Annotated in this window: 25 protein-coding genes; 18 read left to right on the top strand and 7 right to left on the bottom strand. The window is 60.2% G+C overall.

Translation table 11 applies throughout. The annotated features are described in order from the left end of the window. Positions 1 to 36 precede the first annotated feature (36 nt). Together eat and exaC are read right to left on the bottom strand one after the other, a co-directional pair. Positions 37 to 1,407, bottom strand: a complete 1,371-nt coding sequence (eat, locus tag VD17_RS21570; RefSeq protein ID WP_046055565.1) for an ethanolamine permease — start codon at positions 1,405 to 1,407, stop codon at positions 37 to 39. 240 nt (positions 1,408 to 1,647) lie between these two features. Continuing rightward, positions 1,648 to 3,168 carry an acetaldehyde dehydrogenase ExaC gene (gene exaC / locus VD17_RS21565; protein WP_046055564.1) on the bottom strand — a complete coding sequence of 507 codons (1,521 nt, stop codon included), beginning with the start codon at positions 3,166 to 3,168 and terminating at the stop codon, positions 1,648 to 1,650. A gap of 447 nt (positions 3,169 to 3,615) precedes the next feature. On the opposite strand from exaC, the gene VD17_RS21560 reads away from it, so the two are divergent. From VD17_RS21560 to VD17_RS21545, 4 genes are all read left to right on the top strand, one after another. Then, on the top strand, positions 3,616 to 5,529 hold the full coding sequence (locus VD17_RS21560; protein WP_046055563.1) for a sigma-54-dependent Fis family transcriptional regulator: 1,914 nt from the start codon (positions 3,616 to 3,618) through the stop codon (positions 5,527 to 5,529). Positions 5,530 to 5,835: 306 nt separating this feature from the next. Further along, positions 5,836 to 7,185, top strand: coding sequence for a UDP-N-acetylmuramate:L-alanyl-gamma-D-glutamyl-meso-diaminopimelate ligase (mpl, locus tag VD17_RS21555; RefSeq protein ID WP_046055562.1), 1,350 nt, complete (start codon positions 5,836 to 5,838; stop codon positions 7,183 to 7,185). Continuing rightward, positions 7,182 to 7,814 carry a flavin prenyltransferase UbiX gene (ubiX, locus tag VD17_RS21550; RefSeq protein WP_046055561.1) on the top strand — a complete coding sequence of 211 codons (633 nt, stop codon included), beginning with the start codon at positions 7,182 to 7,184 and terminating at the stop codon, positions 7,812 to 7,814. The genes mpl and ubiX overlap by 4 nt, the downstream gene beginning before the upstream one ends. Then, the gene (locus tag VD17_RS21545; protein ID WP_046055560.1) at positions 7,807 to 8,091 is read left to right on the top strand and encodes a YceK/YidQ family lipoprotein; all 285 of its coding nucleotides are present in this window, start codon (positions 7,807 to 7,809) and stop codon (positions 8,089 to 8,091) included. The genes ubiX and VD17_RS21545 overlap by 8 nt, the downstream gene beginning before the upstream one ends. Before the next feature lie 117 nt (positions 8,092 to 8,208). Here the strand turns inward: VD17_RS21545 and VD17_RS21540 are convergent, their stop codons facing one another. The 3 genes from VD17_RS21540 to VD17_RS21530 form a co-directional block, all read right to left on the bottom strand. Continuing rightward, on the bottom strand, positions 8,209 to 8,850 hold the full coding sequence (locus tag VD17_RS21540) for an oxidoreductase (protein WP_046055559.1): 642 nt from the start codon (positions 8,848 to 8,850) through the stop codon (positions 8,209 to 8,211). A gap of 27 nt (positions 8,851 to 8,877) precedes the next feature. Then, the gene (locus VD17_RS21535) at positions 8,878 to 10,596 is read right to left on the bottom strand and encodes a C13 family peptidase (RefSeq protein WP_046055558.1); all 1,719 of its coding nucleotides are present in this window, start codon (positions 10,594 to 10,596) and stop codon (positions 8,878 to 8,880) included. Positions 10,597 to 10,708: 112 nt separating this feature from the next. Then, the gene (locus tag VD17_RS21530; RefSeq protein ID WP_008152797.1) at positions 10,709 to 11,164 is read right to left on the bottom strand and encodes a MaoC family dehydratase; all 456 of its coding nucleotides are present in this window, start codon (positions 11,162 to 11,164) and stop codon (positions 10,709 to 10,711) included. Between the two features lie 196 nt (positions 11,165 to 11,360). Here VD17_RS21530 and VD17_RS21525 point away from each other — a divergent pair, with 196 nt between their 5' ends. The 3 genes from VD17_RS21525 to VD17_RS21515 are packed head-to-tail and all read left to right on the top strand — an operon-like array spanning position 11,361 to position 13,037. After that, the gene (locus tag VD17_RS21525; RefSeq protein ID WP_046055557.1) at positions 11,361 to 11,723 is read left to right on the top strand and encodes a CidA/LrgA family protein; all 363 of its coding nucleotides are present in this window, start codon (positions 11,361 to 11,363) and stop codon (positions 11,721 to 11,723) included. Beyond that, positions 11,720 to 12,436 carry an LrgB family protein gene (locus VD17_RS21520; RefSeq protein WP_046055556.1) on the top strand — a complete coding sequence of 239 codons (717 nt, stop codon included), beginning with the start codon at positions 11,720 to 11,722 and terminating at the stop codon, positions 12,434 to 12,436. Before VD17_RS21525 ends, VD17_RS21520 begins: the two co-directional genes overlap by 4 nt. A gap of 10 nt (positions 12,437 to 12,446) precedes the next feature. Continuing rightward, positions 12,447 to 13,037, top strand: coding sequence for an LON peptidase substrate-binding domain-containing protein (locus VD17_RS21515; RefSeq protein ID WP_046055555.1), 591 nt, complete (start codon positions 12,447 to 12,449; stop codon positions 13,035 to 13,037). On the opposite strand, the gene VD17_RS21510 is transcribed toward VD17_RS21515, so the two are convergent. Together VD17_RS21510 and VD17_RS21505 are read right to left on the bottom strand one after the other, a co-directional pair. Beyond that, on the bottom strand, positions 13,038 to 14,354 hold the full coding sequence (locus VD17_RS21510; protein WP_046055554.1) for a bifunctional DedA family/phosphatase PAP2 family protein: 1,317 nt from the start codon (positions 14,352 to 14,354) through the stop codon (positions 13,038 to 13,040). A gap of 226 nt (positions 14,355 to 14,580) precedes the next feature. After that, the gene (locus VD17_RS21505; RefSeq protein ID WP_046055553.1) at positions 14,581 to 15,279 is read right to left on the bottom strand and encodes a DNA-3-methyladenine glycosylase; all 699 of its coding nucleotides are present in this window, start codon (positions 15,277 to 15,279) and stop codon (positions 14,581 to 14,583) included. 189 nt (positions 15,280 to 15,468) lie between these two features. Here VD17_RS21505 and VD17_RS21500 point away from each other — a divergent pair, with 189 nt between their 5' ends. The 11 genes from VD17_RS21500 (at position 15,469) to lipB (ending at position 25,898) form a co-directional block, all read left to right on the top strand. Then, positions 15,469 to 16,740, top strand: a complete 1,272-nt coding sequence (locus VD17_RS21500; RefSeq protein ID WP_046055552.1) for a glutamate-5-semialdehyde dehydrogenase — start codon at positions 15,469 to 15,471, stop codon at positions 16,738 to 16,740. Between the two features lie 46 nt (positions 16,741 to 16,786). Continuing rightward, positions 16,787 to 17,431 (top strand): nicotinate-nucleotide adenylyltransferase, encoded by a 645-nt coding sequence (gene nadD, locus VD17_RS21495; RefSeq protein WP_185753195.1) that lies wholly within the window; start codon positions 16,787 to 16,789, stop codon positions 17,429 to 17,431. A gap of 72 nt (positions 17,432 to 17,503) precedes the next feature. Further along, the gene (rsfS, locus tag VD17_RS21490; RefSeq protein ID WP_046055550.1) at positions 17,504 to 17,998 is read left to right on the top strand and encodes a ribosome silencing factor; all 495 of its coding nucleotides are present in this window, start codon (positions 17,504 to 17,506) and stop codon (positions 17,996 to 17,998) included. Between the two features lie 9 nt (positions 17,999 to 18,007). Further along, positions 18,008 to 18,475 (top strand): 23S rRNA (pseudouridine(1915)-N(3))-methyltransferase RlmH, encoded by a 468-nt coding sequence (gene rlmH / locus VD17_RS21485; protein ID WP_007937439.1) that lies wholly within the window; start codon positions 18,008 to 18,010, stop codon positions 18,473 to 18,475. Positions 18,476 to 18,485: 10 nt separating this feature from the next. Further along, the gene (gene mrdA, locus VD17_RS21480) at positions 18,486 to 20,381 is read left to right on the top strand and encodes a penicillin-binding protein 2 (protein WP_046055549.1); all 1,896 of its coding nucleotides are present in this window, start codon (positions 18,486 to 18,488) and stop codon (positions 20,379 to 20,381) included. Positions 20,382 to 20,412: 31 nt separating this feature from the next. Next, positions 20,413 to 21,516 (top strand): rod shape-determining protein RodA, encoded by a 1,104-nt coding sequence (gene rodA, locus VD17_RS21475; RefSeq protein WP_046055582.1) that lies wholly within the window; start codon positions 20,413 to 20,415, stop codon positions 21,514 to 21,516. Between the two features lie 17 nt (positions 21,517 to 21,533). After that, the gene (gene mltB, locus VD17_RS21470) at positions 21,534 to 22,544 is read left to right on the top strand and encodes a lytic murein transglycosylase B (protein WP_046055548.1); all 1,011 of its coding nucleotides are present in this window, start codon (positions 21,534 to 21,536) and stop codon (positions 22,542 to 22,544) included. After that, positions 22,544 to 23,554 carry a septal ring lytic transglycosylase RlpA family protein gene (locus VD17_RS21465; RefSeq protein ID WP_046055547.1) on the top strand — a complete coding sequence of 337 codons (1,011 nt, stop codon included), beginning with the start codon at positions 22,544 to 22,546 and terminating at the stop codon, positions 23,552 to 23,554. The genes mltB and VD17_RS21465 overlap by 1 nt, the downstream gene beginning before the upstream one ends. A 183-nt stretch (positions 23,555 to 23,737) precedes the next feature. Continuing rightward, entirely contained in the window at positions 23,738 to 24,895 is a 1,158-nt protein-coding gene (locus VD17_RS21460; protein ID WP_033054153.1) for a D-alanyl-D-alanine carboxypeptidase family protein, read from the top strand. A gap of 80 nt (positions 24,896 to 24,975) precedes the next feature. After that, the gene (locus VD17_RS21455) at positions 24,976 to 25,251 is read left to right on the top strand and encodes a DUF493 domain-containing protein (protein WP_008152827.1); all 276 of its coding nucleotides are present in this window, start codon (positions 24,976 to 24,978) and stop codon (positions 25,249 to 25,251) included. Next, positions 25,251 to 25,898: a lipoyl(octanoyl) transferase LipB gene (gene lipB, locus VD17_RS21450; RefSeq protein ID WP_008152829.1), complete on the top strand. Its 648-nt coding sequence runs from the start codon at positions 25,251 to 25,253 to the stop codon at positions 25,896 to 25,898. Before VD17_RS21455 ends, lipB begins: the two co-directional genes overlap by 1 nt. Position 25,899: the final 1 nt, after the last annotated feature.

Below are 25,899 nucleotides of genomic sequence, written 5' to 3'. Positions count from 1 at the left end.
GCAGGCGCCGGGCGACAGGCCCGGCGCCGGTGCAACTCAGACGCCTTCGAGCATCGCGTCCGCCGGTGCGTCGAAGCGCTGCTTGGCGGTCAATTGGAAATACAAATAACCGGCAGCCATAAACCCGAGGAACACACAACCGATCAGTGTGTTGAACCAGGCCATCGCCACCAGGCACACCACCGCCAGAAACAGCGCAATCCCTGGCACGATCGGGTAGCCCGGCGCGCGGAAGGTGCGCTCAAGGTTCGGCTCGGTTTTACGCAGTTTGAACAGGCTCAGCATACTGATGATGTACATCACGATGGCACCGAATACCGACATGGTGATCATTGCTGCCGTCAGGGTCATGCCTTGCAGGTTGACCAGGCCGTCGCTATAGATCGCCGCGATGCCGATCACGCCGCCGGCCAGGATCGCCCGGTGCGGAGTCTGGAAGCGCGAGAGCTTGGCCAGGCCGCGAGGCAGGTAACCGGCCCGGGCCAGCGCAAAGAACTGCCGCGAGTAGCCAAGAATGATCCCGTGGAAGCTCGCCACCAGACCGAACAGGCCGATCCACACCAGCATGTGCATCCAGGACGAATTGTTGCCGACCACGGCTTTCATCGCCTGAGGCAACGGATCGTTGATGTTCGACAGTTGGCGCCAGTCGCCGACGCCGCCCGCCATCACCATCACGCCGATGGCCAGGAACACCAGGGTAAGAATGCCGCTGACGTACGCCCTGGGAATCGTGCGTTTCGGGTCCTTGGCTTCTTCCGCCGCCATCGCCGCGCCTTCAATCGCAAGGAAAAACCAGATCGCAAAAGGGATCGCCGCAAAGATGCCAGGGATCGAGCCCATGGTGAACTCGTTGGCGCCCGACCAGCCGTTAAGCGCGAAATTACTGAAGCTGAAGCCCGGCGCAACGACGCCCATGAACACCAACAGTTCGGCGACCGCCAGCACGGTGACTACCAGTTCAAACGTCGCGGCGATGCTGACGCCGAGGATATTCAAGCCCATGAACACGAAATAGGCGCCAACGGCGGCGATCTTGGGGTCAAGTTCCGGGTATTGCACGTTGAGGTAGGCGCCGATGGCCATGGCAATCGCCGGGGGCGCAAAGACGAACTCAATCAGGGTGGCGATGCCGGCGATCAGGCCGCCTTTTTCACCAAAGGCCCGCCGGCTATAGGCAAACGGCCCGCCCGCGTGGGGAATCGCGGTAGTCAATTCGGTGAAGCTGAAGATGAAACAGGTGTACATCGTCGCCACCATCAACGCGGTGACGAGGAAACCCAGGGTCCCTGCGGTGCCCCAGCCGTAACTCCAGCCGAAATACTCGCCGGAAATCACCAGGCCGACGGCAATGCCCCATAAATGCAGGGTGCCGAGTGTGGGTTTGAGCTGTGTAGTAGAAGTCATAAGTCCTCGCTGTCTTTTTTATTTTTTGATTTGTTGGACTTTCGGGTACGACGTTTTCGTGTAGAGCGGGCACGCAAAGCCCGTGCCAGAGCGGCAGGGCGATGTTTGGTGTGTCATTTAGGGCGCCATCGCGAGCAAGCTCGCTCCCACAGGGGGAACGCATGTCAAACTGTGGGAGCGAGCCTGCTCGCGAAAGCGGTGGAAAGGGCGACACAGGAATACCTGCATCGCCCCCGGTTTTTAGAAGAAGCCCAGTGGATTGATGTCGTAGCTCACCAGCAGGTTTTTGGTCTGCTGATAGTGATCGAGCATCATTTTGTGGGTTTCACGACCGACGCCGGATTTTTTGTAACCGCCGAACGCGGCGTGCGCCGGGTACAGGTGGTAGCAGTTGGTCCACACACGACCGGCCTTGATGGCGCGGCCCATGCGATAGGCGCGGTTGATGTCGCGGGTCCAGAGGCCGGCACCCAGGCCGAACTCGGTATCGTTGGCAATGGCCAGGGCTTCGGCTTCGTCCTTGAAGGTGGTGATGCTCACCACCGGGCCAAAGATTTCTTCCTGGAACACACGCATTTTGTTGGTGCCCTTGAGCAGGGTCGGCTGGATGTAATACCCGGTCGCCAGGTTGCCCTCGAGTTTTTCCACCTTGCCGCCGGTCAGCAGCTCGGCGCCTTCGCCCTTGGCGATTTCCAGGTACGAAAGGATTTTGTCGAATTGCTGCTCGGACGCCTGGGCGCCGACCATGGTGTCGGTGTCCAGCGGGTCGCCACGTTTGATCGACAGCACTTTTTTCATCACGACTTTCATGAAGTCGTCGTAGATCGACTCTTGCACCAATGCGCGAGAAGGGCAGGTGCAGACTTCGCCTTGGTTGAAGAACGCCAGCACCAGGCCTTCGGCGGCTTTTTCGATGAAGGTTTCTTCGGCTTGCATGATGTCGGCGAAGAAGATGTTCGGCGACTTGCCACCCAGCTCCACGGTGGACGGAATGATGTTTTCGGCGGCGCATTTCATGATGTGAGAGCCGACCGGGGTCGAACCGGTGAAGGCGATCTTGGCAATGCGTTTGCTGGTGGCCAGTGCTTCGCCGGCTTCTTTGCCGAAGCCTTGCACGACGTTCAGCACGCCCGGCGGCAACAGGTCGCCGATCAGCTCCATCAGCACGGTGATGCCCAGCGGAGTTTGTTCGGCCGGCTTGAGCACCACGCAGTTACCGGCCGCCAGGGCCGGGGCGAGCTTCCAGGCGGCCATCAGGATCGGGAAGTTCCACGGGATGATCTGCCCGACCACGCCCAGTGGTTCATGGATGTGATAGGCCACGGTATTGCCATCGATCTCGGCGGCGCTGCCTTCCTGGGCGCGGATGCAGCCGGCGAAGTAACGGAAATGATCCGCGGCCAGCGGGATGTCGGCGTTGAGGGTTTCACGGACGGCTTTGCCGTTGTCCCAGGATTCGGTGATTGCCAGGACTTCCAGGTTCTGTTCGATGCGGTCGGCGATTTTCAGCAGCACCAGCGAGCGCGCCTGGGCGGACGTGGCGCCCCAGGCATCGGCAGCGGCGTGGGCAGCGTCCAGGGCTTTGTCGATGTCTTCGGCCGTGGAGCGCGGGAATTCGGCAATCGGTTGGCCATTTACTGGCGAGGTATTGGTGAAGTACTGACCTTTGACAGGCGCGACGAACTCGCCGCCGATGTAGTTACCGTATTTACTCTTGAACGAAACGATAGCGCCTTCAGTACCGGGGTGAGCGTAACGCATGATGTTTTCTCCTTGGCTTTTGTACTTATTAGAGAGGCGCATGTGCGCTTGCTATAAGCGTAGAGCAAAGGTCGGGCCACTGCCTTGCAGGTCAGGTAAATCAAGGCCTTACGTTATTTTTGTCGGACAGGCGGACCGCACCTGTGACGCTTTCGGTACAGCCCCCGTGACACTTTGTACCGCTTGCGGCACATCCTGTGACCGTGCGGTCTTGCCAGCATTGCAATGCGGGCTAGGCTGGAGGATGCTCGGTGCCCATATGACTAAGTCATAGCGATCTCTGCACCTTTGATGGCTGCTGCATAACCCCTGTAGGAGCTGCCGAGTGAAACGAGGCTGCGATCTTTTGATTTTGCTTTTAAGGAACAAGATCAAAAGATCGCAGCCTCGTTTCACTCGGCAGCTCCTACAAGGGGCGTGTAAACCGCTCGGGGAGAACAATAAGAAATGCACGACAACCATTTGAGTCGCCATGCCCAGCAGGTCCTGACCGTCACTCAGGGGAAGTCCCACCTGCACGGTCCCGGCAGCGATCCGTCGATTGCCCGTTCCTGGCTGCGCTGTCTTGAGGATTATCACCTCGACCCGGCCCTGACCATGGCGCCGACGGTGCTGGAGCATGGCCGCGTCCTGGAAAGCCGCGAGCGCTTGCAGCAGGTGCTACACATTGCTGGCAGCGAAATGACCAGCCTTCATCAGCAACTCTCCGGCGCCGGCCACGCGGTCCTGCTGACCGACGCCCGCGGGGTGATCCTCAATTGCGTCACCGCGCCTGCCGAGCGCAAGATTTTCGAACGCGCCGGCCTCTGGCTCGGTGCGGACTGGAGCGAAGCCTGCGAAGGCACCAACGGCATCGGCACCTGTCTGGTGGAGCGTCAGTCGCTGACCATCCACCAGGACGAGCATTTTCGTGGCCGTCACACCGGGCTGACCTGCTCGGCGAGTCCGGTGTTCGACCCACACGGCGAACTGCTGGCGGTGCTCGACGTGTCCTCGGCGCGTCATGAGGTCTCTCGTCAAAGCCAATTCCACACCATGGCCCTGGTCAATCTTTCGGCGAAGATGATCGAGAGCTGCTACTTCCTGCGTTATTTCGACAATCAATGGTTGCTGCGTTTTCACCTTCAGGCCGAATCCGTCGGGCTGTTCAGCGAAGGGTTGCTGGCGTTTGACGGGGAAGGGCGGATAAGCGCGGTCAACCAGAGTGCGCTGAACCTGCTGGGGCATATCCGCGGTGGGCTGCTGGGCAAACCGGTGGAAGCGTTTTTCGACTGCTCGCTGGATGAATTGCTCGGCCGCGCCAGCGTCAATGCCAGCGCCAGCTGGCCGTTGCGCACGCGCGACGGGCGGAGTCTGTTTGCGGTGTTGCGCGGGCAGCCACGCAGCATTCCGGTGCCGGTGGTGCAAAGTCCGGTGATCGCCGAACCTTCGCGCTTGTCGGGCATTTGTCTGGGCGACACGGGGTTGCAGGAAGACTTCCGCAAATCCTTGCGCGTGTTCGAGCGGGACGTACCGCTACTGATCAACGGCGAAACCGGATCCGGCAAAGAAGCATTTGCCAAAGCCGTCCACCAGGCGAGCCAGCGAGCAGAAAAAGCCTTCGTCGCCCTCAACTGCGCCGCCATCCCCGAAAGCCTGATCGAGAGCGAACTGTTTGGCTATCGCGGTGGCAGCTTTACCGGCGCTCGCAAGGAAGGCATGCGCGGCAAGTTGCAGCAGGCTGATGGCGGGACTCTGTTCCTCGATGAAATCGGTGACATGCCCCTGGCCTTGCAGACCCGGCTATTAAGGGTGCTGGAAGATCGTCAGGTGGTGCCTATCGGCGGCGAGCCGGAGTCGGTCAACGTACGGATCATCAGCGCTACTCACCGCAATCTGCTGGAACGGGTCCAGGACGGCAGCTTCCGCGAGGATTTGTATTACCGGCTCAATGGGCTGGAAGTTGCACTGCCGGCGTTGCGTGATCGCAGTGATAAATCCCAGTTGCTCGATTTTTTGCTGGCCGAAGAGGCGGGCGGGGAAACCGTATTGATCGACGGTCCGGCACGCCAGGCGTTGCTGGCCTTCGCCTGGCCGGGGAACGTGCGGCAGTTGCGCAATGTGCTGCGCACATTAGCGGCGTTGTGCGACGGCGGGCGGATCGGGCTGGAGGATTTGCCGGTGATGATTCGTCAGGCTCGGCCGGTTTCGGTTGTTGCCGTTGAAGAGCCTTCGGACCATCCGCTGGATGACGCTGAGCGGCTGGCGTTGCTGAATGCGCTGGAGCAGACGCGCTGGCATATGACTCATACAGCGGAACAGTTGGGTGTCAGCCGTAATACGCTTTACAGGAAACTGCGTAAGCATGGGATTGAGCGGTAGGCCGTTAGATCCAGCCCTCACCCTAACCCTCTCCCGGAGGGAGAGGGGACTGACCGATGTGTTCTTGGAGGTACATCGACCTGAAATAACGAGTCGAGCTCAGGTTATGAAAACCATGGAGATCTGCTCCCTTTCCCCCTCTCCCCCTTGGGGCGGTCCGACGTTTCGGGAGGGCTGGGGTGAGGGGTGGATCCAGAGTCAGCCCCACATCCCTAATATCACCCCCCTCAATCCACCCCATCACCTAAAGAGTGCGATTTTCCCCTCCCTAAGCTAACCTGCGGCCATGTTTTACGAGGTCGACTAATGCACATTCACATTCTTGGTATCTGCGGCACTTTCATGGGGTCGATGGCGGTTCTGGCCAAAGAGCTGGGCCATCACGTGACGGGCTCCGATGCCAACGTCTATCCGCCGATGAGCACTCAGCTGGAGGCTCAGGGCATTGAGTTGACCCAAGGCTATGACCCGGCGCAACTCGATCCGGCACCGGATCTGGTGGTGATCGGCAATGCCATGTCTCGCGGCAACCCGGCTGTCGAATACGTGCTGAACAAAGGCCTGCCTTACGTCTCCGGCCCGCAATGGCTGGCGGATCACGTGCTGCAAGGTCGCTGGGTGCTGGCCGTCGCCGGTACTCATGGCAAAACCACCACCAGCAGCATGCTCGCCTGGGTGCTGGAACACGCGGGCATGAGCCCGGGTTTCCTGATCGGCGGCGTGCCGCAAAACTTCTCGGTGTCCGCTCGTCTGGGTGACACCCCATTCTTCGTGATCGAAGCCGACGAGTACGACAGCGCGTTCTTCGACAAGCGCTCCAAGTTCGTTCACTACCGCCCGCGCACGGCGATCCTGAACAATCTGGAATACGATCACGCCGACATCTTCCCCGATCTACCCGCTATTGAGCGCCAGTTCCACCATTTGGTGCGGACCATCCCGAGCGAAGGCCTGGTGATCCATCCGACCACCGAGCCTGCATTGCAGCGTGTGATCGAGATGGGCTGCTGGACCCCGGTGCAAACCACCGGTGCCGGCGGTCAGTGGCAGGTCAAACTGCTCAGCGAAGACGGTTCGAAGTTTGAAGTGATGTTCGAAGGTGTTGCCCAAGGTGTGGTCGAGTGGGACATGACTGGCCAACACAACGTCGCCAACGCGCTGGCCACGTTGGCTGCGGCGCGCCACGTCGGTGTTGTGCCGTCCATGGGCATCGCTGCGCTGAGCGCATTCAAAAGCGTCAAGCGTCGGATGGAGAAAGTCGCGGAGGTCCGTGGCATTACCATCTATGACGACTTCGCTCACCATCCGACGGCGATTGCGACGACCCTCGACGGCCTGCGCAAGCGCATCGGCGATGCACCGTTGATTGCGATCATCGAGCCGCGCTCCAACTCAATGAAGCTCGGTGCTCACCGCGACGGCTTGCCGGAAAGCGTGGTCGATGCCGATCAGGTGATCTGGTACGCGCCGGCCAACCTCGGTTGGGATCTGGGGGCTACTGCTGCGTTGTGCACGGTGCCGTCGATCGTCAGCGATTCGCTGGAAGGCATTATCGAGCGCGTGAAGAGCCAGGCCCAGCCCGGCACTCACGTGGTGATCATGAGCAACGGCGGCTTCGGCGGCCTGCACGGCAAACTTGCCGAGGCGCTGCAATGAACAACGGCCCGGAATGCATCACGCTGGCGATGACCGGCGCTTCCGGCGCCCAGTACGGTTTGCGCCTGCTTGACTGCCTGATTCGTGAAGACCGTGAGGTGCACTTCATGATCTCCAAGGCTGCGCAACTGGTGATGGCCACCGAGACTGACGTTACGTTGCCGCCCAAACCCCAGATGATGCAGGCCTTCCTCACTGAATACACCGGCGCTGCCGTCGGGCAGATTAGGGTGTATGGCAAGGAAGACTGGATGTCGCCGGTGGCCTCGGGCTCCGGTGCGCCGGCGGCGATGGTGGTGGTGCCGTGTTCCACGGGGACCTTGTCGGCCATCGCGACGGGCGCCTGCAACAACCTGATCGAACGTGCCGCGGATGTAACGTTGAAGGAGCGTCGTCAGCTGATTTTGGTGCCACGTGAGTCGCCGTATTCAAGCATCCATCTGGAGAACATGCTCAAGTTGTCGAACATGGGCGTGACGATTTTGCCGGCGTCGCCTGGCTTTTATCATCAGCCGCAAACCATCGACGACCTGATCGATTTTGTCGTGGCGCGAATTCTCAATCTGCTGAACATTCCTCAGGACATGCTGCCGCGTTGGGGCGAACACCATCTGACCAGCGATGAATAAGCTGCTGGCGATTGTGTTGGCGCTGCAATTGGCTGGCTGCGCCACGGCGCGAACACTTGATGCCGCCAAGCCTGGTGCACCGGTGGTGTATTCGGGGACGCGTCTGGATTTGTATGCGATGAATGGCGGCTGCTGCGCCATGGACCGCTTCGGCGCCGAAGCCCCGAGCTACCCCGGCGTTGACTTACCGGCCAGTGCACTGCTCGACACGCTGCTGTTGCCGCTGTCGGTGCTTACGGTGATAGGGGTAAGTTTTCAGGCGACGGGCGGATTGTAGGAGAGCGCCTCGCGCTCTAATCGCGAGCAAGCTCGCTCCCACATTGGAACTGTGTAATTCACAAATCCAATGTGGGAGCGAGCTTGCTCGCGATGGCGTCAGTCCAGACGACGAAGATTACTTGCCGAGTTTGCGCAACTCATCCGACTCAACAATCCGCACTCCATCCTGCTCTTCCAGCGCCAGTCGCCACATGGCGCGGGCCAGTTGGCAGGCTTCGATGCCGCGGTATTTGCCGGGGATCAAACGGGACAAAGGCCCGGCGACTTGCTCGGCCATACGCGGTTCCATACGCTCGCCCAGCAGCAGTGAAGGTCGGCAAATGGTCAGTTGCGGCCAGTCCTGTGCACGCAATGCATATTCCATCTCGCCTTTGACCCGGTTGTAGAGAATAGAGGACCTGCGATCAGCCCCCAGGGCACTGATCACGATCAGGTGCCGTGCGCCCATCTCCCGTGCACGTTTGGCGAACGCCACCACCATGTCCAGGTCTACCGCGCGAAACGCCTGTTCCGAGCCGGCTTTCTTGATTGTGGTGCCCAGGCAGCAGTAGGCGATGTCGACGCGACCATTCAATTGCGGCAGAAACACCGCAGGGTCGCCGACCGGGTTTTCCAGATGGGGATGTTCGGCCAATGGCCGGCGTGAGGGCGCCAATACTCGTGAGATCGTGGGCTCATTGAGCAGGCGATCAAGTAAGTGTTCACCGGTCAACCCGGTAGCTCCGGCAAGCAGTACGTGCTGAGGCGTCAAGTACATAGTGTTTCCCCCTTGATACTATTCAGCTTAGTTGCTCTTTGGGTCCTTGCTGCTGGTGGAAACACTTTGTAGTGCCTTCCGTGCCTGCTGCTTGCGTAACAGCTGCCAGTGAGAGAGAACGGTTTTCGGCGCCCAGATCTGCGGTTCAGAGGCTTCGAAGCTGTCTGCCAGTTCACGTTCGGCGACGGTGGCCTTGGCCAGTTTGAAGGCTTGCTCCAGATCGTCGGTCTGGTTCAGTGCCTGGGCGAACAGCGCGTCGCCGAAGTAGGTGAAGTTGGCTTCTTCCGAGCAGCCGAAGGACACGCGGTCAGCGCGCGAGGCGGTCATGATCAGGGTGCGTTCATCCTTGAGCGCCGGAATGAAGCCGCCGGAGTAACAGGACGAAATCACGATGATCTTGTCGCGGTTTTTCAGCGCAGAGAGCACCGCGGCAAGTTCGTCGGCCGGCAGATCGGACAGTTCCATGCGCGGCTGGTCGAGTACCAGTTCGTGTTCGCTGGTGCCGTGGCTGGTCAGGTAGATGAAGATTAAGTCTTCCGGGCCACTGCGTTCGGCCAGGGTGGTGGCGGCGCGGCGCAGGTTTTCCCGGGTGGCCATCGGCCGGTCGACGAGGTGGTCGCGATGGTTCACCAGGCGGATCTGGCCAAACGCACCAAAGCGGCTGTTGAGCATGTTGCTGACGTAATCGGATTCGCGCAGAAACACGCTTTGTTTACCGTCACCGCCCAGGGTCAAGGTGTACAGCTCGACTGCCGGGGTCGAAGCCGGCACGTTGGACAGTGCATCGTCGAGCAAACGGCCCTGGGCCAGCAAACCGAGTTCCAGACTGTCGGGCAGCAGCTTGCCATTGGCATCGCGAACACGCTGGCCATTAATCCACGTACCGTTTTGCACCGTGCCGTCAGTCAGCACCAGGGTGCCGTGCCCCGAGTAACTGTCACCGTCGAATTGACCAATGTAGAAGCTGCCGTCGGGCAGGTTCAATCGACCTTGGCCGGTGAAGCGCCAGTCACTGAACTGGCCGATGTAATGGCTGCCGTCGGCGCCGATCAACTCGCCCTTGCCGTTCAGCGATCCTTCCTTGAATTGGCCGAGCCAGACATCACCGTCGGCGTTCTCGTAACGGCCCTTGCCGTGCAGTTGGTTGTTCTTGAAGCCGCCGACATAGATATCGCCATCGGCGCTGTTGAACGTCCCGTTGCCTTCGAGCTGACCGTCGACGAAATGCCCGGTGAACTGATTGCCGCTGGCGTCGCCCCGCTGGCCTTCGCCGTTGGGTTTGCCGTGGGCGAACTGGCCCTGATACGCGCTGCCGTCTTCGAGTTCGAGACGACCGAGCCCTGAATATTGATCGGCCTTGAATTCACCGCGGTAGGTCATACCGTTTTCTTTGAGGGTGCCTTCGCCGTCCCGTCGACCGGCTTTGAATCCGCCGGTGAAGCTGCTGCCGCTGGTGGTCAGTGTGCCCTTGCCGTCGAACAGCCCTAGACTGAATCCCCCGCGATAGACTTCGCCGTTGCTGCCGTGCCATTCGCCCTGGCCATGCCATTGGCCCTTGTCGAAATCGCCGGCGTACCAGCTGCCGTTCGGGTAATCGATACGGCCCTGGCCTTGCAGCAATCCGTTGACCAGTTCACCGCGATAGCGTCCGCCGTCCGGCAGGCGGGCATCGGGGGGCAACAGCGATTCGCCGTCGCCGCAAGCGGTGAGCAATAGGGTCAGAGCGAGGAGTGCAAGTGGGCGCATAGCGGGATCCGGGCAATTAGGCGACCGAGTATGCCGCAGCTGTTTGACCTTATATAGCCAGGAAACAGGAGAGGGCGCGAAACAGCATGAGCTGCTTCGCATCCGGGATGGGTTACACGAAGCAGAGGGACAGTGGCTCGGCGATGTAGGCCGGTTTGTCCGAGCCTTCGATCTCAAGCGTGGCGGTGGCCTTGAGCAGCCATTGGCCGGGTTTCTTCTCGGTGACTTCGTTCATGTCGACCTTGAGTCGTACCCTGGAATTGACCTTCACTGGCTGGATGAAACGCACGGTATCCAGGCCGTAGTTGACCACCATCTTCGCCCCTTCAGGGAGGATCAGGATGTCTTCCATCAGTTTGGGGATCAGCGACAGTGACAGGAAACCGTGTGCAATGGTGCTGCCAAATGGCGTTTGCGCGGCTTTGACCGGGTCGACGTGGATGAACTGATAGTCCCCAGTGGCTTCGGCGAACAGGTTGATACGCTCCTGGTCGATGGTGAGCCATTCGGAACGTCCGAGTTCCTTGCCGACATAATCTTTGAGCTCTGCAACTGGAACATAGGGCATTGAGACTCTCCTTGGGTTCATCGGTTTTATAGTTTTTGAGGTGGGGGGATTTGACCTCCCGGATTACCACTTTAGATCAACATGGCAAATGGCTCCGGTCAACTGAACATGATTTTGGCGAATGCCGGTCTATAGCGTTGGCGTGCTTATAATGCTCGGCCCGCTTGTGCGGGATGATATTGGCGGGAGATGACGGATGTTGTTACGTGGCCTGACCTGGCTGGTGCTGTTCCAATTGCTGGGCACAGCCATCAACCACTTGTTTTTACCGGTGCTGCCGGGGCCGATTGTCGGCCTGCTGTTGCTGCTGGTGTTCCTGATCAGCCGTGGCCAGGTCGGCGAACCGCTGAGCCTCGCGGCCAGCAGTCTGTTGCGTTACCTGCCGTTGCTGTTGGTGCCGCCCGCCGTAGGTGTGATGGTTTACGCTAAAGACATTGCCGCAGATTTCTGGGCCATCGTCGGTGCGCTGGTGTTGTCGCTGTTGCTGTCCATGGCCTTCGCTGGCGTGCTGATGCAGCGCATGGTCAAGCGTCACGCTCATCGTGAGGACGGCCAATGATCTTCGACTGGCACGGCGCCTGGACGTCGGTGATTCATCATCCGTTGTTCGGTATCGGTATTACGCTGGGGGCCTATCAGTTGGTGCTGGCGGCGTTCGAGAAAACCCGCTGGATCTTTCTGCAACCGGTACTGGTCTCGATGCTGCTGGTGATCGGCGTATTGCTGGGGTGCGGCCTGACCTATGCCGAGTACCGCAAGAGCACGGAGATCCTCAGTATCCTGCTGGGGCCTGCAACCGTTGCGCTGGCTGTGCCGCTGTACCTCAATCTGCGACGCATTCGGCAGTTGTTCTGGCCGATATTTACTACGCTGGTGATAGGTGGCGTCGTCGCCACTGGCATGGGCGTTTTGCTAGGCTGGTCGTTTGGTGCCGAACACATGATCCTGATGACCATGGCGCCGAAGTCGGTGACCTCGCCGATTGCCATGCTGGTGGCGGAGCAGATCGGTGGTGTTGCGGCGCTGGCGGCAGTGTTCGTGTTGATCACCGGGGTGATCGGGGCGATCTTCGGACCGAGTCTTTTGACCCGGCTGGGTGTGCACAGCCCTGAGGCGCGCGGCATGGCACTGGGCATGACCGCCCACGCGGTAGGCACTGCGGTGGCAATGCAGGAAAATGAAGAATGCGGCGCCTTCGCGGCGCTGGCGATGAGTCTGATGGGCGTGGCCACGGCAGTTTTCCTGCCGTTGGCGGTGTCGATGGTGGTGTAAGGAAATGTCTATGAGCTTGCCGCTTTTTCCGCTGAACACGGTGTTGTTTCCTGGCTGCATCCTCGATTTGCAGATCTTCGAGGCGCGCTACCTGGACATGATCAGTCGCTGCATGAAACAGGGCGGCGGCTTCGGCGTTGTGTGCATCCTCGACGGCGAAGAAGTCGGCATCGCCCCGGCGGGCTATGCGCTGGTCGGATGCGAGGCGCTGATCACTGATTTCAAACAGCAGGACAATGGCTTGCTGGGCATTCGGGTACAGGGCGGCCGGCGTTTCAACGTGTTGCGCACCGAGGTTCAGCGCGATCAGCTGACCATCGCCGAGGTCGAGTGGCTGGAAGACGAACCTGAGCAACCGCTGCAGGACGAGGACGCCGACCTGGTTGCGCTGCTCAAAGCGTTGGCCGAACACCCGATGGTCGAAGCGTTGAACATGGGTACCGAAGCCACTGGGCAGCAGTCGTTGGCCAATCAGTTAGCGTACCTGTTGCCATTTGCCGAAGTGGACAAGATCGACCTGCTGCAACTCGATGATCCACAGCAGCGACTGGATGCGATTCAGGCGCTGCTGGATGAGTTGCAGGGTGAGTTGTTTGCCTGATCAGTAGGCATACCGCAACATCGCATGGGGTAAATGCCGCAGCGCGAAGAACCCGAACAGCGCCACCAGTGCCGGTAACACCAGCCACCAGACCTTCGGTGGCAAGGCGTTGAGCGGCGCCGGGCGCTGACTCAGCCACAAGCTCGCCGCACACACGCACGCTGCCAGCATCGCGCCGGCCAGCACATCCGTCGGCCAGTGGGCGCCCAGGTACACCCGGGACAGGGCAATCGCCAGCGCTGGCAAGCAACCTAACAGCAGCCACGTCAGACGCATCCTCGGTGGTTGTCCGCGTCCAGCCAGCACGGCCAGCGTCAGAAACAGCGCAAACGAACCCGAGGCGTGGCCGCTGGGCATGCTGTAGCTGGTCAGAGGATCGCTCAACACTTCCGGGCGTACGCGGGCGAAAAAGTGTTTGGTCGCGGTGTTGCCCAGCGCGGTGAACAGCAGGGTGCTGCCGGCGAAAATCGCCTGGCGCCATTGCCGGGTGAGCAACAGCAAGCCCGTCAGCAGGGCGCTGAACAACAGCATGTTGCGAAACTCGCCGATCAGCGTGAACGTCACCGCCACTTCATCGAGCAGCGGGCTTCGGTGTTCCTGCACCAGGGTCATCACACCCTGATCGAGGGCGGTCAGGTGCGGATAGCCGATAAACAGTCCCGCCAGAATCAGAAAGCTCATTGCGGTAATCAGCATCGTCGCATTGCGATGACGGCGCAGACTGCTGGTGGCGCTCAAGCCCACCATGACGACGATGCTACCGGCGACGATGCCGGCCTCAGGCCAGAAGCCCTCCGGCAAAGGCAAACGAATCGCCGCGCCTGTGGCCCAGCCGGGCAGCAGATACGCGATGCTCCAACCGGCAGCGGCCAGCAGGCTGATGGCGGCGAAGCGCGGGAAGGGCATGTCGAACATCCCGGCGACCATTGGCAACATCGGCCGCAGCGGGCCGATGAAGCGCCCGACCAACAGGCTGGCGATGCCGTAACGCTGGAAATACGCCTCGGCCCCGGCGATCCATTCCGGATGATGGCGCAACCCTGGCAAGCGCCGGATGTTTTGATGGAAATGTCGTCCGATGAAGTAAGAGACGATATCGCCCAGAACGCCGGCGACGAATCCCAGTAATAGCGTTTCGCTCAATGACAGCGCGCCACTGCCGGCCAGTACCGCCACGGCAAACAGCAACACCGTGCCGGGCACGATAAGTCCGGCAATCGCCAGGCATTCCACAAAGGCCACTATGAACACCGCCGCGGCCAGCCATTGCGGGTTGACCGTCAACCAACCGGTCACGCTATCGAGCCATGGGCCCATAAAAACAACTCCCTCTGATATTCATTAGTCCCATGGGACGAACGCAATCGGTAAAACACAACAGAACCCTTGTGGGAGCGACCTGTGGCGAGGGGGCTTGCCCCCGTTGGGCTGCGAAGCGGCCCCAAAATTTCTGATGTGCCAAAGATTTTGTGAGTGCTACGCACTCAAACGGGGGCAAGCCCCCTCGCCACAGGTCGCTCCCACAGGGGGGGATTTTCATTGTTCAAGGCAGCAAAAAATAATCGCGACCTTCGATCTGCCCCCGTCGCAGCGGGTTTCTCGTGCAATACGGCGCGTAAGCCGCATCGACGAAACGGTACATCAAATGCTCATCGCGGCCGTGGGGAATGCCCAATCGCGTGGTTTGTATGATGTGAACAGGCGCCGGGCCGACATCTTCCACCAGCAGCACTTCGTGGTCGAAGCGCTTGGCGTCCCAGACCTGCACCTTCAGGCCCAGCGCCTTGCAGAGTAAAGTCTGTCCGGCGCAAAGCTTTTGCGAGGGGCGAGGGCGACCTTGGGCGTCGGGATTGTTCAACAGCATCTGCGCCAGGCTCGCCGGCCCGCTCAAGTCATCGACCCACGGATAGGCGGACTTGATCAGCACAGCATTGCCTGGGCCCTGGGCGCTGAAGTTCAGGGAATCGCCGCCCCGGGCGTAGTACATGTAGATGTGGCCGCCATCCAGAAACAAAGCCTTACGTTTTTCTGTGTAGCCGAGGGAGGCGTGGCTGCCTTTTTCTTCGAAGTAATAGGCTTCAGTCTCGATAATCCGGGCGCTGAGCCACAGCTCGCCGACCCGGTGACGAATGACTTTACCGAGTAAATCCCGGGCCAGTGTTTGGGCATCTCTGTCGAAAAATGCATCCGCGAGCCCCTTGGACAGGCCCGTCGCGGACGTGCGAACAGTCAGGTTAGTCATGATGAACGGCGTTTATCAGGGCTGATTGAGTCGCGATGATAACAATTTGCGGCTTAATCACGGCTGAACGTCGGCAAATTGCCCTCCATTTCGACCATCCGCCCGTCACCGCTGTTAGTCCCGGGACGCGACAGCTATAATCTGCCGCTTTACTCTTTACCAAGACCTTAGCAAAGACCACTCCAGACCATGACTGAGTCCGTTCTTGACTACATGACCCGATTGGGTCGCGCTGCCCGCGAAGCTTCTCGCGTCATCGGCCGTGCCAGCACCGCGCAGAAAAACCGCGCCTTGCAGGCTGCTGCCAATGCGTTGGACGCTGCTCGCGCCGAGCTGACGGCTGCCAATGAACTGGATTTGGCCGCTGGCCGTGCCAATGGTCTTGAGCCGGCATTGCTTGAGCGTCTGGCGCTGACCCCGGAACGCATCGACGGCATGATCGTCGGTTTGCGTCAGGTGGCGGCTCTGCCGGACCCGGTCGGCGCGATCCGCGACATGAGCTTTCGCCCGTCGGGTATTCAGGTCGGCAAGATGCGCGTGCCGTTGGGCGTGATCGGGATCATCTACGAATCCCGGCCGAACGTGACCATCGATGCCGCCAGCCTGTGCCTGAAGTCCGGCAACGCGACCATCCTGCGTGGCGGCTCCGAGGCGATTCATTCCAATCGTGCCATTGCCGCCTGCATCCAGCGCGGTCTGGCCGAAGCCGATTTGCCTGCCGCCGTGGTGCAAGTGGTCGAAACCACTGATCGTGCCGCCGTTGGCGCGCTGATCACCATGCCGGAGTATGTCGACGTTATCGTGCCTCGTGGCGGCCGTGGCCTGATCGAGCGCGTTAGCCGTGACGCCCGCGTGCCGGTCATCAAGCATCTGGACGGTATCTGTCACGTTTACGTCAGTGCCCACGCCGATCTGCCGAAAGCCCAGCGCATCGCATTCAATGCCAAGACTTACCGCTATGGCATCTGCGGGGCGATGGAAACGCTGTTGGTGGATCAAACCGTTGCCAAGGACTTCCTGCCATCGATGGCTGCACAGTTCCGCGAAAAAGGCGTCGAGCTGCGCGGTTGCGAACGCACCCGGGCGCTCATAGAGGCTGTTGCCGCTAGCGAAGAAGACTGGAACACCGAATACCTGGCGCCGATTCTTTCGATCCGTGTGGTCGACGGGCTGGACCAGGCCATCGAACACATTAATAAGTACGGCTCCCATCACACCGATTCGATTGTCAGCGAAAACCTTGCTGATACCCGGCGTTTCGTCGCGGAAGTCGATTCGTCGTCGGTAATGATCAACACCCCGACGTGCTTCGCCGATGGCTTCGAATACGGATTGGGTGCCGAGATTGGCATTTCTACTGATAAGCTGCACGCCCGCGGCCCGGTGGGCCTCGAAGGTCTGACCTGCGAGAAGTACATCGTGGTCGGTGATGGCCAGTTGCGCGGCCAGGCGTCGAACTGACTTGGGCGACCTTGACCTGTCAGCCCCGGTAACCGCCAGCGAGCCTGTGCCTCGACGCATTGGCATGCTGGGCGGAACCTTCGACCCGGTGCACATCGGCCATTTGCGCGGTGCGCTGGAAGTCGCCGAATCATTGGCGCTCGACGAGTTGCGTCTGACACCCAGTGCCCGGCCGCCTCATCGCGGTACGCCGCAAGTGTCGGCGAAAGACCGTCTGGCGATGGTCGAGTGCGCGGTGGCCGGTGTGGCGCCGTTGGTGGTGGACGCCCGCGAATTGCAGCGGGACAAACCGTCCTACACCATCGACACCCTGGAACTGATGCGCGCCGAACTGGCCGCTGAAGACCAGGTTTTTCTACTTTTGGGCTGGGACGCATTTTGCGGCCTGCCCACTTGGCACCGCTGGGAAGAGTTGCTCCAGCATTGCCACATCCTGGTGCTGCAACGCCCGGATGCCGACAGCGAACCGCCGGATGCCTTGCGCAATCTGTTGGCGGCACGCTCGGTGAGCGACCCGCTGGCCCTCAAAGGGCCGAGCGGACAGATTGCATTCGTCTGGCAGACACCGCTCGCGGTATCCGCCACCCAGATCCGTCAACTGCTGGCCAGCGGTAAGTCGGTACGTTTCCTGGTGCCCGACGCGGTCCTGGCCTACATCGATGCGCACGGTCTCTACCGTGCGTCGAACTGAAAAAGGGAGCGCTTCAAAACACGTGAACGCGTGTACCGAAGCGCCCGAACATACGAGCAAAACGAGTTTTATATGACTGACAAAGACGTAACTAAAGTAAAGCGCAAAGGCACGTTCAAGAGCGCCCCGCTGCCAGTAGAAGTTCCAACCGGCCCTGAGCTGCGTGGCGAAGAGCTGGTCAAGGTTGCCGTAGCGGCGCTGGAAGACGTGAAAGGCCAGGACATTCAGGTCATCGACGTTCGTGAAAAGCAGAGCATCACTGACTTCATGATCATCGCTACCGGTACCTCCAACCGCCAGATCGGCGCGATGCTGGATAAGGTCCGCGAAGCGGTCAAAGCCCTGGGCGTCAAGCCACTGGGTGAAGAAGGCAAGGGCGACAGCGACTGGGTCCTGCTGGATATGGATGATGTCATCGTGCACATGATGACCGCTTCGGCTCGTCAGTTTTACGACCTGGAGCGTCTGTGGTCCGGTGCAGAACAGAGCCGTGCTCTGAACGCGGCTCACCATAGCCCGGAAAACACCCATGAGCACTTCGTCAAGCTCAACAAAGACCAGCAATAAGGGACCGCTGTGCGACTGCGACTGATCGCCGTCGGTTCTCGCATGCCCAAATGGGTGGAAGAAGGCTGGCATGAATATGCCAAGCGTCTTCCGTCCGAGCTGGCGCTGGAACTGGTGGAAATACCGCTCAACACCCGTGGCAAGAACGCCGACGTGGCGCGCTTCATCCGTCAGGAAGGCGAAGCCATGCTGGCCAAGGTCGGGCCGAACGAGCGCGTTGTGACCCTCGAAGTCCATGGCAAGCCCTGGAGCACCGAGCAGCTGGCGGTCGAGCTCGATCGCTGGCGGCTGGACTCGCGCACGGTGAATTTCATGGTCGGCGGCCCCGAAGGGCTGGCGCCGGAAGTCTGTGCCCGGGCCGATCAGCGCTGGTCGCTCTCGCCGTTGACGTTGCCGCACCCGCTGGTGCGAATCCTGATCGGCGAACAGCTGTATCGTGCCTGGACAGTCCTGTCCGGCCACCCTTACCACAAGTAGTTCTGCCCTCATGCCCCAGCCGATCCGCATCAAGGACCACGAAAAAGACGCCCGTCTGGTGCGTGGCCGCGTCGTGTTCGGGGCAATTGCGGTCGTGACGCTGATCGGTGTGCTGATTGCGCGGCTGTATTTCCTTCAGGTGATTCAGTACGAGTACCACTCGACCCTGTCGGAAAACAACCGTGTCCATGTGCAGCCGATTCCGCCGACACGCGGGTTGATTTTCGACCGCAATGGCGTGGTGGTGGCGGATAACCGGCCCAGCTTCAGCCTGAGCATGACCCGCGAGCGCTCCGGCGACTGGCAGCAAGTGCTCGACGTCATTGTCGAAGTGCTGGAGCTGACGCCCGAGGACCGGGTGATCTTCGAGAAACGCATGCGTCAGGGGCGTCGGCCGTTCGAGCCGGTGCCGATCCTGTTCGAGCTGACCGAAGAACAGATCGCCCGCATCGCGGTGAACCAGTTCCGTCTGCCGGGCGTGGAAGTGGTCGCGCAGCTGGTTCGTCACTATCCGCAGGGCGCGCACTTTGCGCACTCGGTGGGATATATGGGGCGGATCAACGAGAAAGAGCTCAAGTCTCTGGACCCGGTGAGTTACAGCGGCACCCATCAAATTGGCAAAACCGGCATCGAGCGCTTCTACGAGCCCGAATTGCACGGTCAGGTCGGTTACGAAGAAGTCGAGACCAACGCCCGTGGCCGCGTGCTGCGGGTACTCAAACGTACCGAACCGATTTCCGGCAAGGACATTGTCCTGAGCCTGGACATCAAATTGCAGGAGGCTGCCGAAGCTGCACTCGGCGGTCGCCGTGGCGCAGTGGTGGCGCTGGATCCGAAAACCGGTGAAGTCCTGGCGATGGTCAGTCAGCCGAGTTTTGACCCGAACCTGTTCGTCACCGGCATCAGTTTCAAGGCCTATTCCGAGCTGCGCGATTCGATTGATCGGCCGCTGTTCAACCGCGTGCTGCGCGGCCTGTACCCGCCGGGTTCGACCATCAAACCGGCCGTGGCAATTGCCGGCCTGGATGCGGGCGTTGTGAACGCGTCGAGTCGGGTGTATGACCCCGGCTATTACCAGTTGCCCAACTACGATCACAAGTACCGTAACTGGAACCGTACCGGTGACGGCTACGTCGATCTGGACACCGCGATCATGCGGTCCAACGACACCTACTTCTACGACCTGGCCCACAAACTGGGAATCGATCGGTTGTCGGCGTACTTGAGCAAGTTCGGCATCGGTCAGAAGGTTTCGCTGGACATGTTCGAAGAGTCGCCGGGGCTGATGCCTACACGTGAGTGGAAGCGTACAACCCGGCGTCAGGCCTGGTTCCCGGGCGAAACGCTGATTCTCGGGATCGGTCAGGGCTACATGCAATCAACGCCATTGCAACTGGCCCAGGCCACGGCGCTGGTCGCGAACAAGGGTGTCTGGAACCGTCCGCACCTGGCCAAGACCGTCGAAGGCGAGCGTCCGAAGGATGAAAACCCGATGCCGGACATCATCCTGCGTGACCCGTCCGACTGGACCAAGGTCAACCACGGCATGCAACAGGTGATGCACGGTGCCCGGGGTACGGCACGCAAAGCGGCGATCGGCGCTCAATACCGCATCGCGGGCAAAAGTGGTACGGCTCAGGTGGTCGCGATCAAGCAGGGCGAGAAGTACGACCGTTCCAAGGTTCAGGAGCGCCATCGCGACCACGCCTTGTTCGTCGGCTTCGCGCCAGCCGACAACCCGCAAATCGTGGTGTCGGTGATGGTCGAGAACGGCGAGTCCGGTTCCGGCGTCGCAGCGCCCGTGGTGCGTCAAATCATGGACGCCTGGCTTCTGGACCAGGACGGTCGGTTGAAGGCCGAATACGCCAGCCCTATCAGTGCGGAGGCTACGGCCCGTGAAGAGTAATTTCGATCGCATCCTCTCCAGCGAGGATGTGATGCGTCGCCGCGCGACGCTGTTGCAACGCATGCACATCGACGGCCCGTTGCTGATCCTGCTGCTGACCCTCGCTGCCGGCAGCCTGTTCGTGCTGTATTCGGCCAGCGGCAAAAGCTGGGATCTGCTGGCCAAGCAAGCCACCTCGTTCGGCATCGGCCTGGTGTCGATGATCGTCATCGCCCAATTTGAGCCGCGCTTCATGGCCCGTTGGGTGCCGGTCGGTTATGTGCTCGGCGTGCTGTTGCTGGTGGTGGTGGATGTCATGGGCCACAACGCCATGGGCGCCACACGCTGGATCAACATTCCCGGGGTGATCCGCTTCCAGCCCTCGGAATTCATGAAGATTCTGATGCCGGCGACCATCGCCTGGTACCTGTCCAAGCGCACCTTGCCGCCGCAGCTCAAGCATGTGGGCGTCAGTCTGTTTCTGATCGGCTTGCCGTTCATCCTGATCGTGCGTCAGCCCGATCTTGGCACTTCGTTGCTGATTCTCGCCGGTGGTGCTTTCGTGTTGTTCATGGGCGGCCTGCGCTGGCGCTGGATCATCAGCGTAATCGCCGCCGCCGTGCCGGTGGCCGTCGCGATGTGGTTTTTCATCATGCACGACTACCAGAAACAGCGAATCCTGACCTTCCTCGACCCCGAAAGCGATCCGCTGGGCACTGGCTGGAACATCATTCAATCGAAAGCCGCCATCGGTTCCGGCGGTGTGTTCGGCAAGGGCTGGTTGCTCGGCACTCAGTCGCACCTGGACTTCCTGCCGGAAAGCCACACCGACTTCATTATTGCGGTCATGGGCGAAGAATTCGGCCTGGTGGGTATCTGTGCACTGCTGCTGATTTACCTGTTGTTGATCGGCCGCGGATTGGTAATTACCGCCCAGGCCCAGACATTGTTCGGCAAATTGCTCGCGGGCAGCCTGACCATGACGTTTTTTGTTTACGTTTTCGTCAACATCGGTATGGTCAGTGGCCTGTTGCCGGTTGTGGGGGTGCCGTTGCCGTTCATTAGCTACGGAGGAACTTCGCTGGTGACGCTGCTGTCAGCGTTTGGGGTTTTGATGTCGATCCATACCCATCGTAAGTGGATCGCTCAGGTTTGAATAAGGTGAAGATTTCAATGCAAGTAATGCGTGGCTGGGCGACTCGATATGCGCCATGGGTCGGCCTGGTAAGCATCCTTGGCACAGCGCAGGAAGCGTTGGCCGGCGATTACGAAGGCTCACCCCAGGTGGCCGAATTCGTCGGTGAAATGACCCGTGACTACGGTTTCGCCGGTGAACAACTGATGAGCGTGTTCCGCGAAGCCGAGCGCAAGCAGTCGATTCTGGACGCGATCTCGAAACCGGCCGAGCGGGTCAAGCAGTGGAACGAATACCGCCCGATGTTCATCACCGACGCGCGCATCGCCCGTGGTGTGGACTTCTGGCGTCAGCACGAGGCGGTACTGGCCCGTGCCGAGCAGGAATACGGCGTGCCGGCCCAGGTTATTGTTTCGATCATCGGCGTTGAGACCTTTTTTGGCCGCAATACCGGCAATTTTCGGGTAATCGACGCCTTGTCGACCCTGGGTTTCGACTATCCTCCCCGTGCCGAATTTTTTCGCAAGGAATTGCGTGAGTTCCTGTTGCTGGCCCGGGAAGAGCAGGTCGATCCGCTGACGCTCAAAGGCTCTTACGCTGGTGCGATGGGTTTGCCGCAGTTCATGCCCAGCAGTTTTCGTGCTTACGCGGTGGATTTTGACGGTGACGGCCACATCAATATCTGGACCAATCCGGACGATGCCATTGGCAGCGTCGCCAGTTATTTCAATCGTCACGGCTGGGTAGCCGGTGAACCGGTGGTCAGCCGCGCCGATGTACGTGGCGATCAGGTGGACGAAGGTTTGACCGCGGGCATCGAGCCGACTAAAACCGTCGGGGAGTTGCGGGCGCTGGGGTGGTCAAGTCATGATGCGCTGCGCGATGATATGCCGGTCACGGCTTTCCGCCTGGAAGGTGACAATGGCCCAGAATACTGGATGGGCCTGACGAATTTTTACGCAATCACGCGTTATAACCGCAGCGTGATGTACGCCATGGCCGTACATCAACTGTCTGAACAGCTGGTCCAAGCACGGGGCGTCAAGTAATGCGGGCATTGCCTATGAAAAAACCCCTGAAGCTGATGGCATTCGCCGCGTTGGCGGTGCTGGTCGCCAGTTGTTCGACCAGCCGTGCGCCGACCCAGAAATCTTCCACCGCCGTGCGCGCAGCGCCAGGCCTGGACATCAACCGCGCGCACAAAGATGGCGCGCCGTGGTGGGACGTCGATGTATCGCGCATCCCTGATGCCACGCCGACCCTGCATACCGGTCCTTATAAAGCCAACCCGTACACCGTGCTGGGCAAGACTTATTTTCCGTTGCAGGAATCCAAGACCTACGTGGCCTCGGGCACTGCGTCCTGGTATGGCACCAAGTTCCACGGTCAGAACACCGCCAATGGCGAGGTTTACGACCTGTACGGCATGAGTGCCGCGCACAAGACCTTGCCGCTGCCAAGTTACGTTCGGGTGACCAACCTGGACAACAACAAGAGCGTCGTCCTGCGAGTCAACGACCGCGGGCCGTTCTACTCGGACCGAATCATCGACTTGTCCTACGCGGCCGCCAAGAAGCTCGGCTATGCCGAAACCGGTACCGCGCGGGTCAAGGTCGAAGGCATTGACCCGCAGCAATGGTGGGCAGCCAAAGGCCGTCCGGCGCCTTTAATGCTTAACGAGCCGCAAATCTCGCAAAATAGCGCCCCGACGATTACGGCTTCGGCCGGCACCGTCGAACAATGGACACCACCGCCGCAGCAGCACGCCGCGGCCGTTGTGCCCGTACCGATGGATGCAAAAAAAAACGCTTCTGTACCAGCCTCTGGCCAGTATCTGCAGGTGGGCGCGTTCGCCAACCCGGACGCTGCAGAGCTCCTGAGATCGAAGCTCAGCGGGATGGTGAGCGCTCCGGTGTTCATCAGCTCGATCGTGCGCAATCAACAGACGCTGCATCGGGTGCGCCTGGGGCCGATCGGCTCGCCGGGTGAAATCCAGCAGGTGCAGAACAGTGTGCGCCTGGCCAATCTCGGTTCGCCGAGCCTGGTCACCGCTGAGTAATACGTAGTACTTGATTGACGGTTCGCTTGCGGTTTGGGGGGTGGACCTGGTTGTTGGCTCGTTGAAGAACAAAAGCCCGGCAAGGGTTCTGAGTGAACAACTGAACACGCGACAGCTCGTTAGAAAGCTGTCTGATTAGTTTTGCCCCTTAGGGCAGTTTCCATTAGCGATTTCGAGAGACGGATGAACATCACCACCTTTGCCAAACGCCTGTGTCTGCTAGTCCCGCTGCTCCTCTCGCCTGCCGCTTTCGCGGTCGAGATGATGCCGTCGCCACCGCAACTGGCCGCCAAAGCCTATGTACTCATGGACGCCAGCAGCGGCAACGTGCTGGTGGAGAACAACGGTGACCAGCGTCTGCCGCCGGCCAGCCTGACCAAGCTGATGACCGCGTACATCGCGACCTTGGAAATCCGTCGTGGCCAGATCGGCGAAAACGATCCGGTGACCGTCAGCGAGAACGCCTGGCGTACCGGCGGTTCGCGGATGTTCATCAAGGTCGGCTCGCAAGTCACTGTCAGCGACCTGCTGCACGGCATCATCATTCAGTCGGGTAACGACGCCAGCGTTGCGCTCTCCGAGCACATCGCCGGCAGCGAAGATGCCTTCGCTGACATGATGAACAAAACCGTGGCCGATCTGGGCATGACCAACAGCCACTTCATGAACCCGACCGGTCTGCCGAACCCTGAGCACTACTCGTCGGCTCACGACATGGCGGTGCTGGCTCGCGCGATCATCCACGAAGACCCGGCTCACTACGCGATCTACTCGCAGAAAGAGTTCTTCTGGAACGGCATCAAGCAACCAAACCGTAACCTGCTGCTGTGGCGCGACAAGACGGTCGACGGCCTGAAAACCGGTCACACCGACGAAGCCGGCTATTGCATGGTGTCTTCGGCTGTACGTGACGGCATGCGCCTGATCGCCGTGGTGTTCGGCACCAACAGCGAAGTGGCTCGCGCCTCTGAAACCCAGAAGCTGCTGACTTACGGTTTCCGCTTCTTCGAAACCCAGACGTTCTATCAGAAAGGCGCCGAGCTGGCTCAGGCTCCTGTCTGGAAAGGCACCACCAATCAAGTCAAGGCCGGCCTGGCTGAAGACCTGACCATGACCCTGCCAAAAGGCCAGCTGAAAAAGCTCGCCGCCAGCATGACCATGAACCCGCAACTGGTTGCGCCCATCGCCAAGGGCGACGTAATCGGTAAAGTCGAAGTGAAGCTGGACGACAAAGTCGTGCATAGCGCTGACCTGATCGCTCTGGACGCCGTCGACGAGGGTGGTATCTTCCGCCGCATGTGGGATAGCATCCGTCTATTCTTCTACGGCTTGTTCAACTGAATTAGTGTGGACCTGCATGGCCCTGTTCCAATCCGGAACGGGGCCATGTCCGTTGCCACGGCTTACGAGGCCGTTACGCCATGACAGACACCGAAGTAAAGGCGCCAAAAATCGAATTCCCCTGCGCGGATTACCCTATCAAGGTAATCGGCGACACCGGCGTGGGTTTCAAGGACAAGATCATCGCAATCCTTGAGAAACACGCGACCGTTGACCACAAGACCCTGGCCGAGCGCCAGAGTACCAACGGCAAGTACACGACCATCCAGCTGCACATCATCGCCACCGGTCAAGAACAGCTGTACGACATCAACAGCGAGTTGCGGGCGACCGGTTTCGTGCACATGGTGCTGTGATGTCTGGCACGCTGGGCTTTCGCGAGCTCGGCCAGATGGCTTACGAGCCGGTCTGGCATGCCATGCAACGCTTCACCAACGAACGCGGCAGCGATGCCGCGGACGAGATCTGGCTGGTCGAGCACCCACCGGTGTTCACCCAGGGGCAGGCCGGCAAGGCTGAGCACTTGTTGCTCCCGGGAGATATTCCGGTAGTAAAGGTTGATCGCGGTGGTCAGGTGACTTATCACGGTCCCGGCCAATTGGTGGCCTACCTGTTGCTCGATGTACGCAAGCTGGGTTTCGGCGTGCGTGACCTGGTCAGCCGCATGGAACAATGCCTGATCGAGTTGCTGGCCAGCTACGGCGTCACTGCCGTGGCCAAGCCGGATGCGCCGGGTGTCTACGTCAATGGGGCGAAAATCGCTTCTCTGGGTCTGCGGATCCGCCACGGTTGCTCCTTTCATGGCCTGGCCCTGAATGTGGACATGAACCTGGAACCGTTTCGACGGATTAATCCCTGCGGCTACGCCGGGCTGGCGATGACCCAGCTGAGCGATCACGCAGGATCGATTGAATTTGCCGAGGTAAGTGCCCGGCTGCGCGCGCAGCTCGTCAAACACCTCGACTATGCTGAGCAGACGACCCTAACGGGCGGAATCGACTGAT

The sequence above is a fragment of the Pseudomonas fluorescens genome (genome assembly GCF_000968015.1).
In the GTDB taxonomy this organism is placed as follows: Bacteria; Pseudomonadota; Gammaproteobacteria; order Pseudomonadales; family Pseudomonadaceae; genus Aquipseudomonas; species Aquipseudomonas fluorescens_W.
Note: the sequence above shows the minus strand (reverse complement) of the source record. Positions and strands in the feature narration are given on the sequence as shown.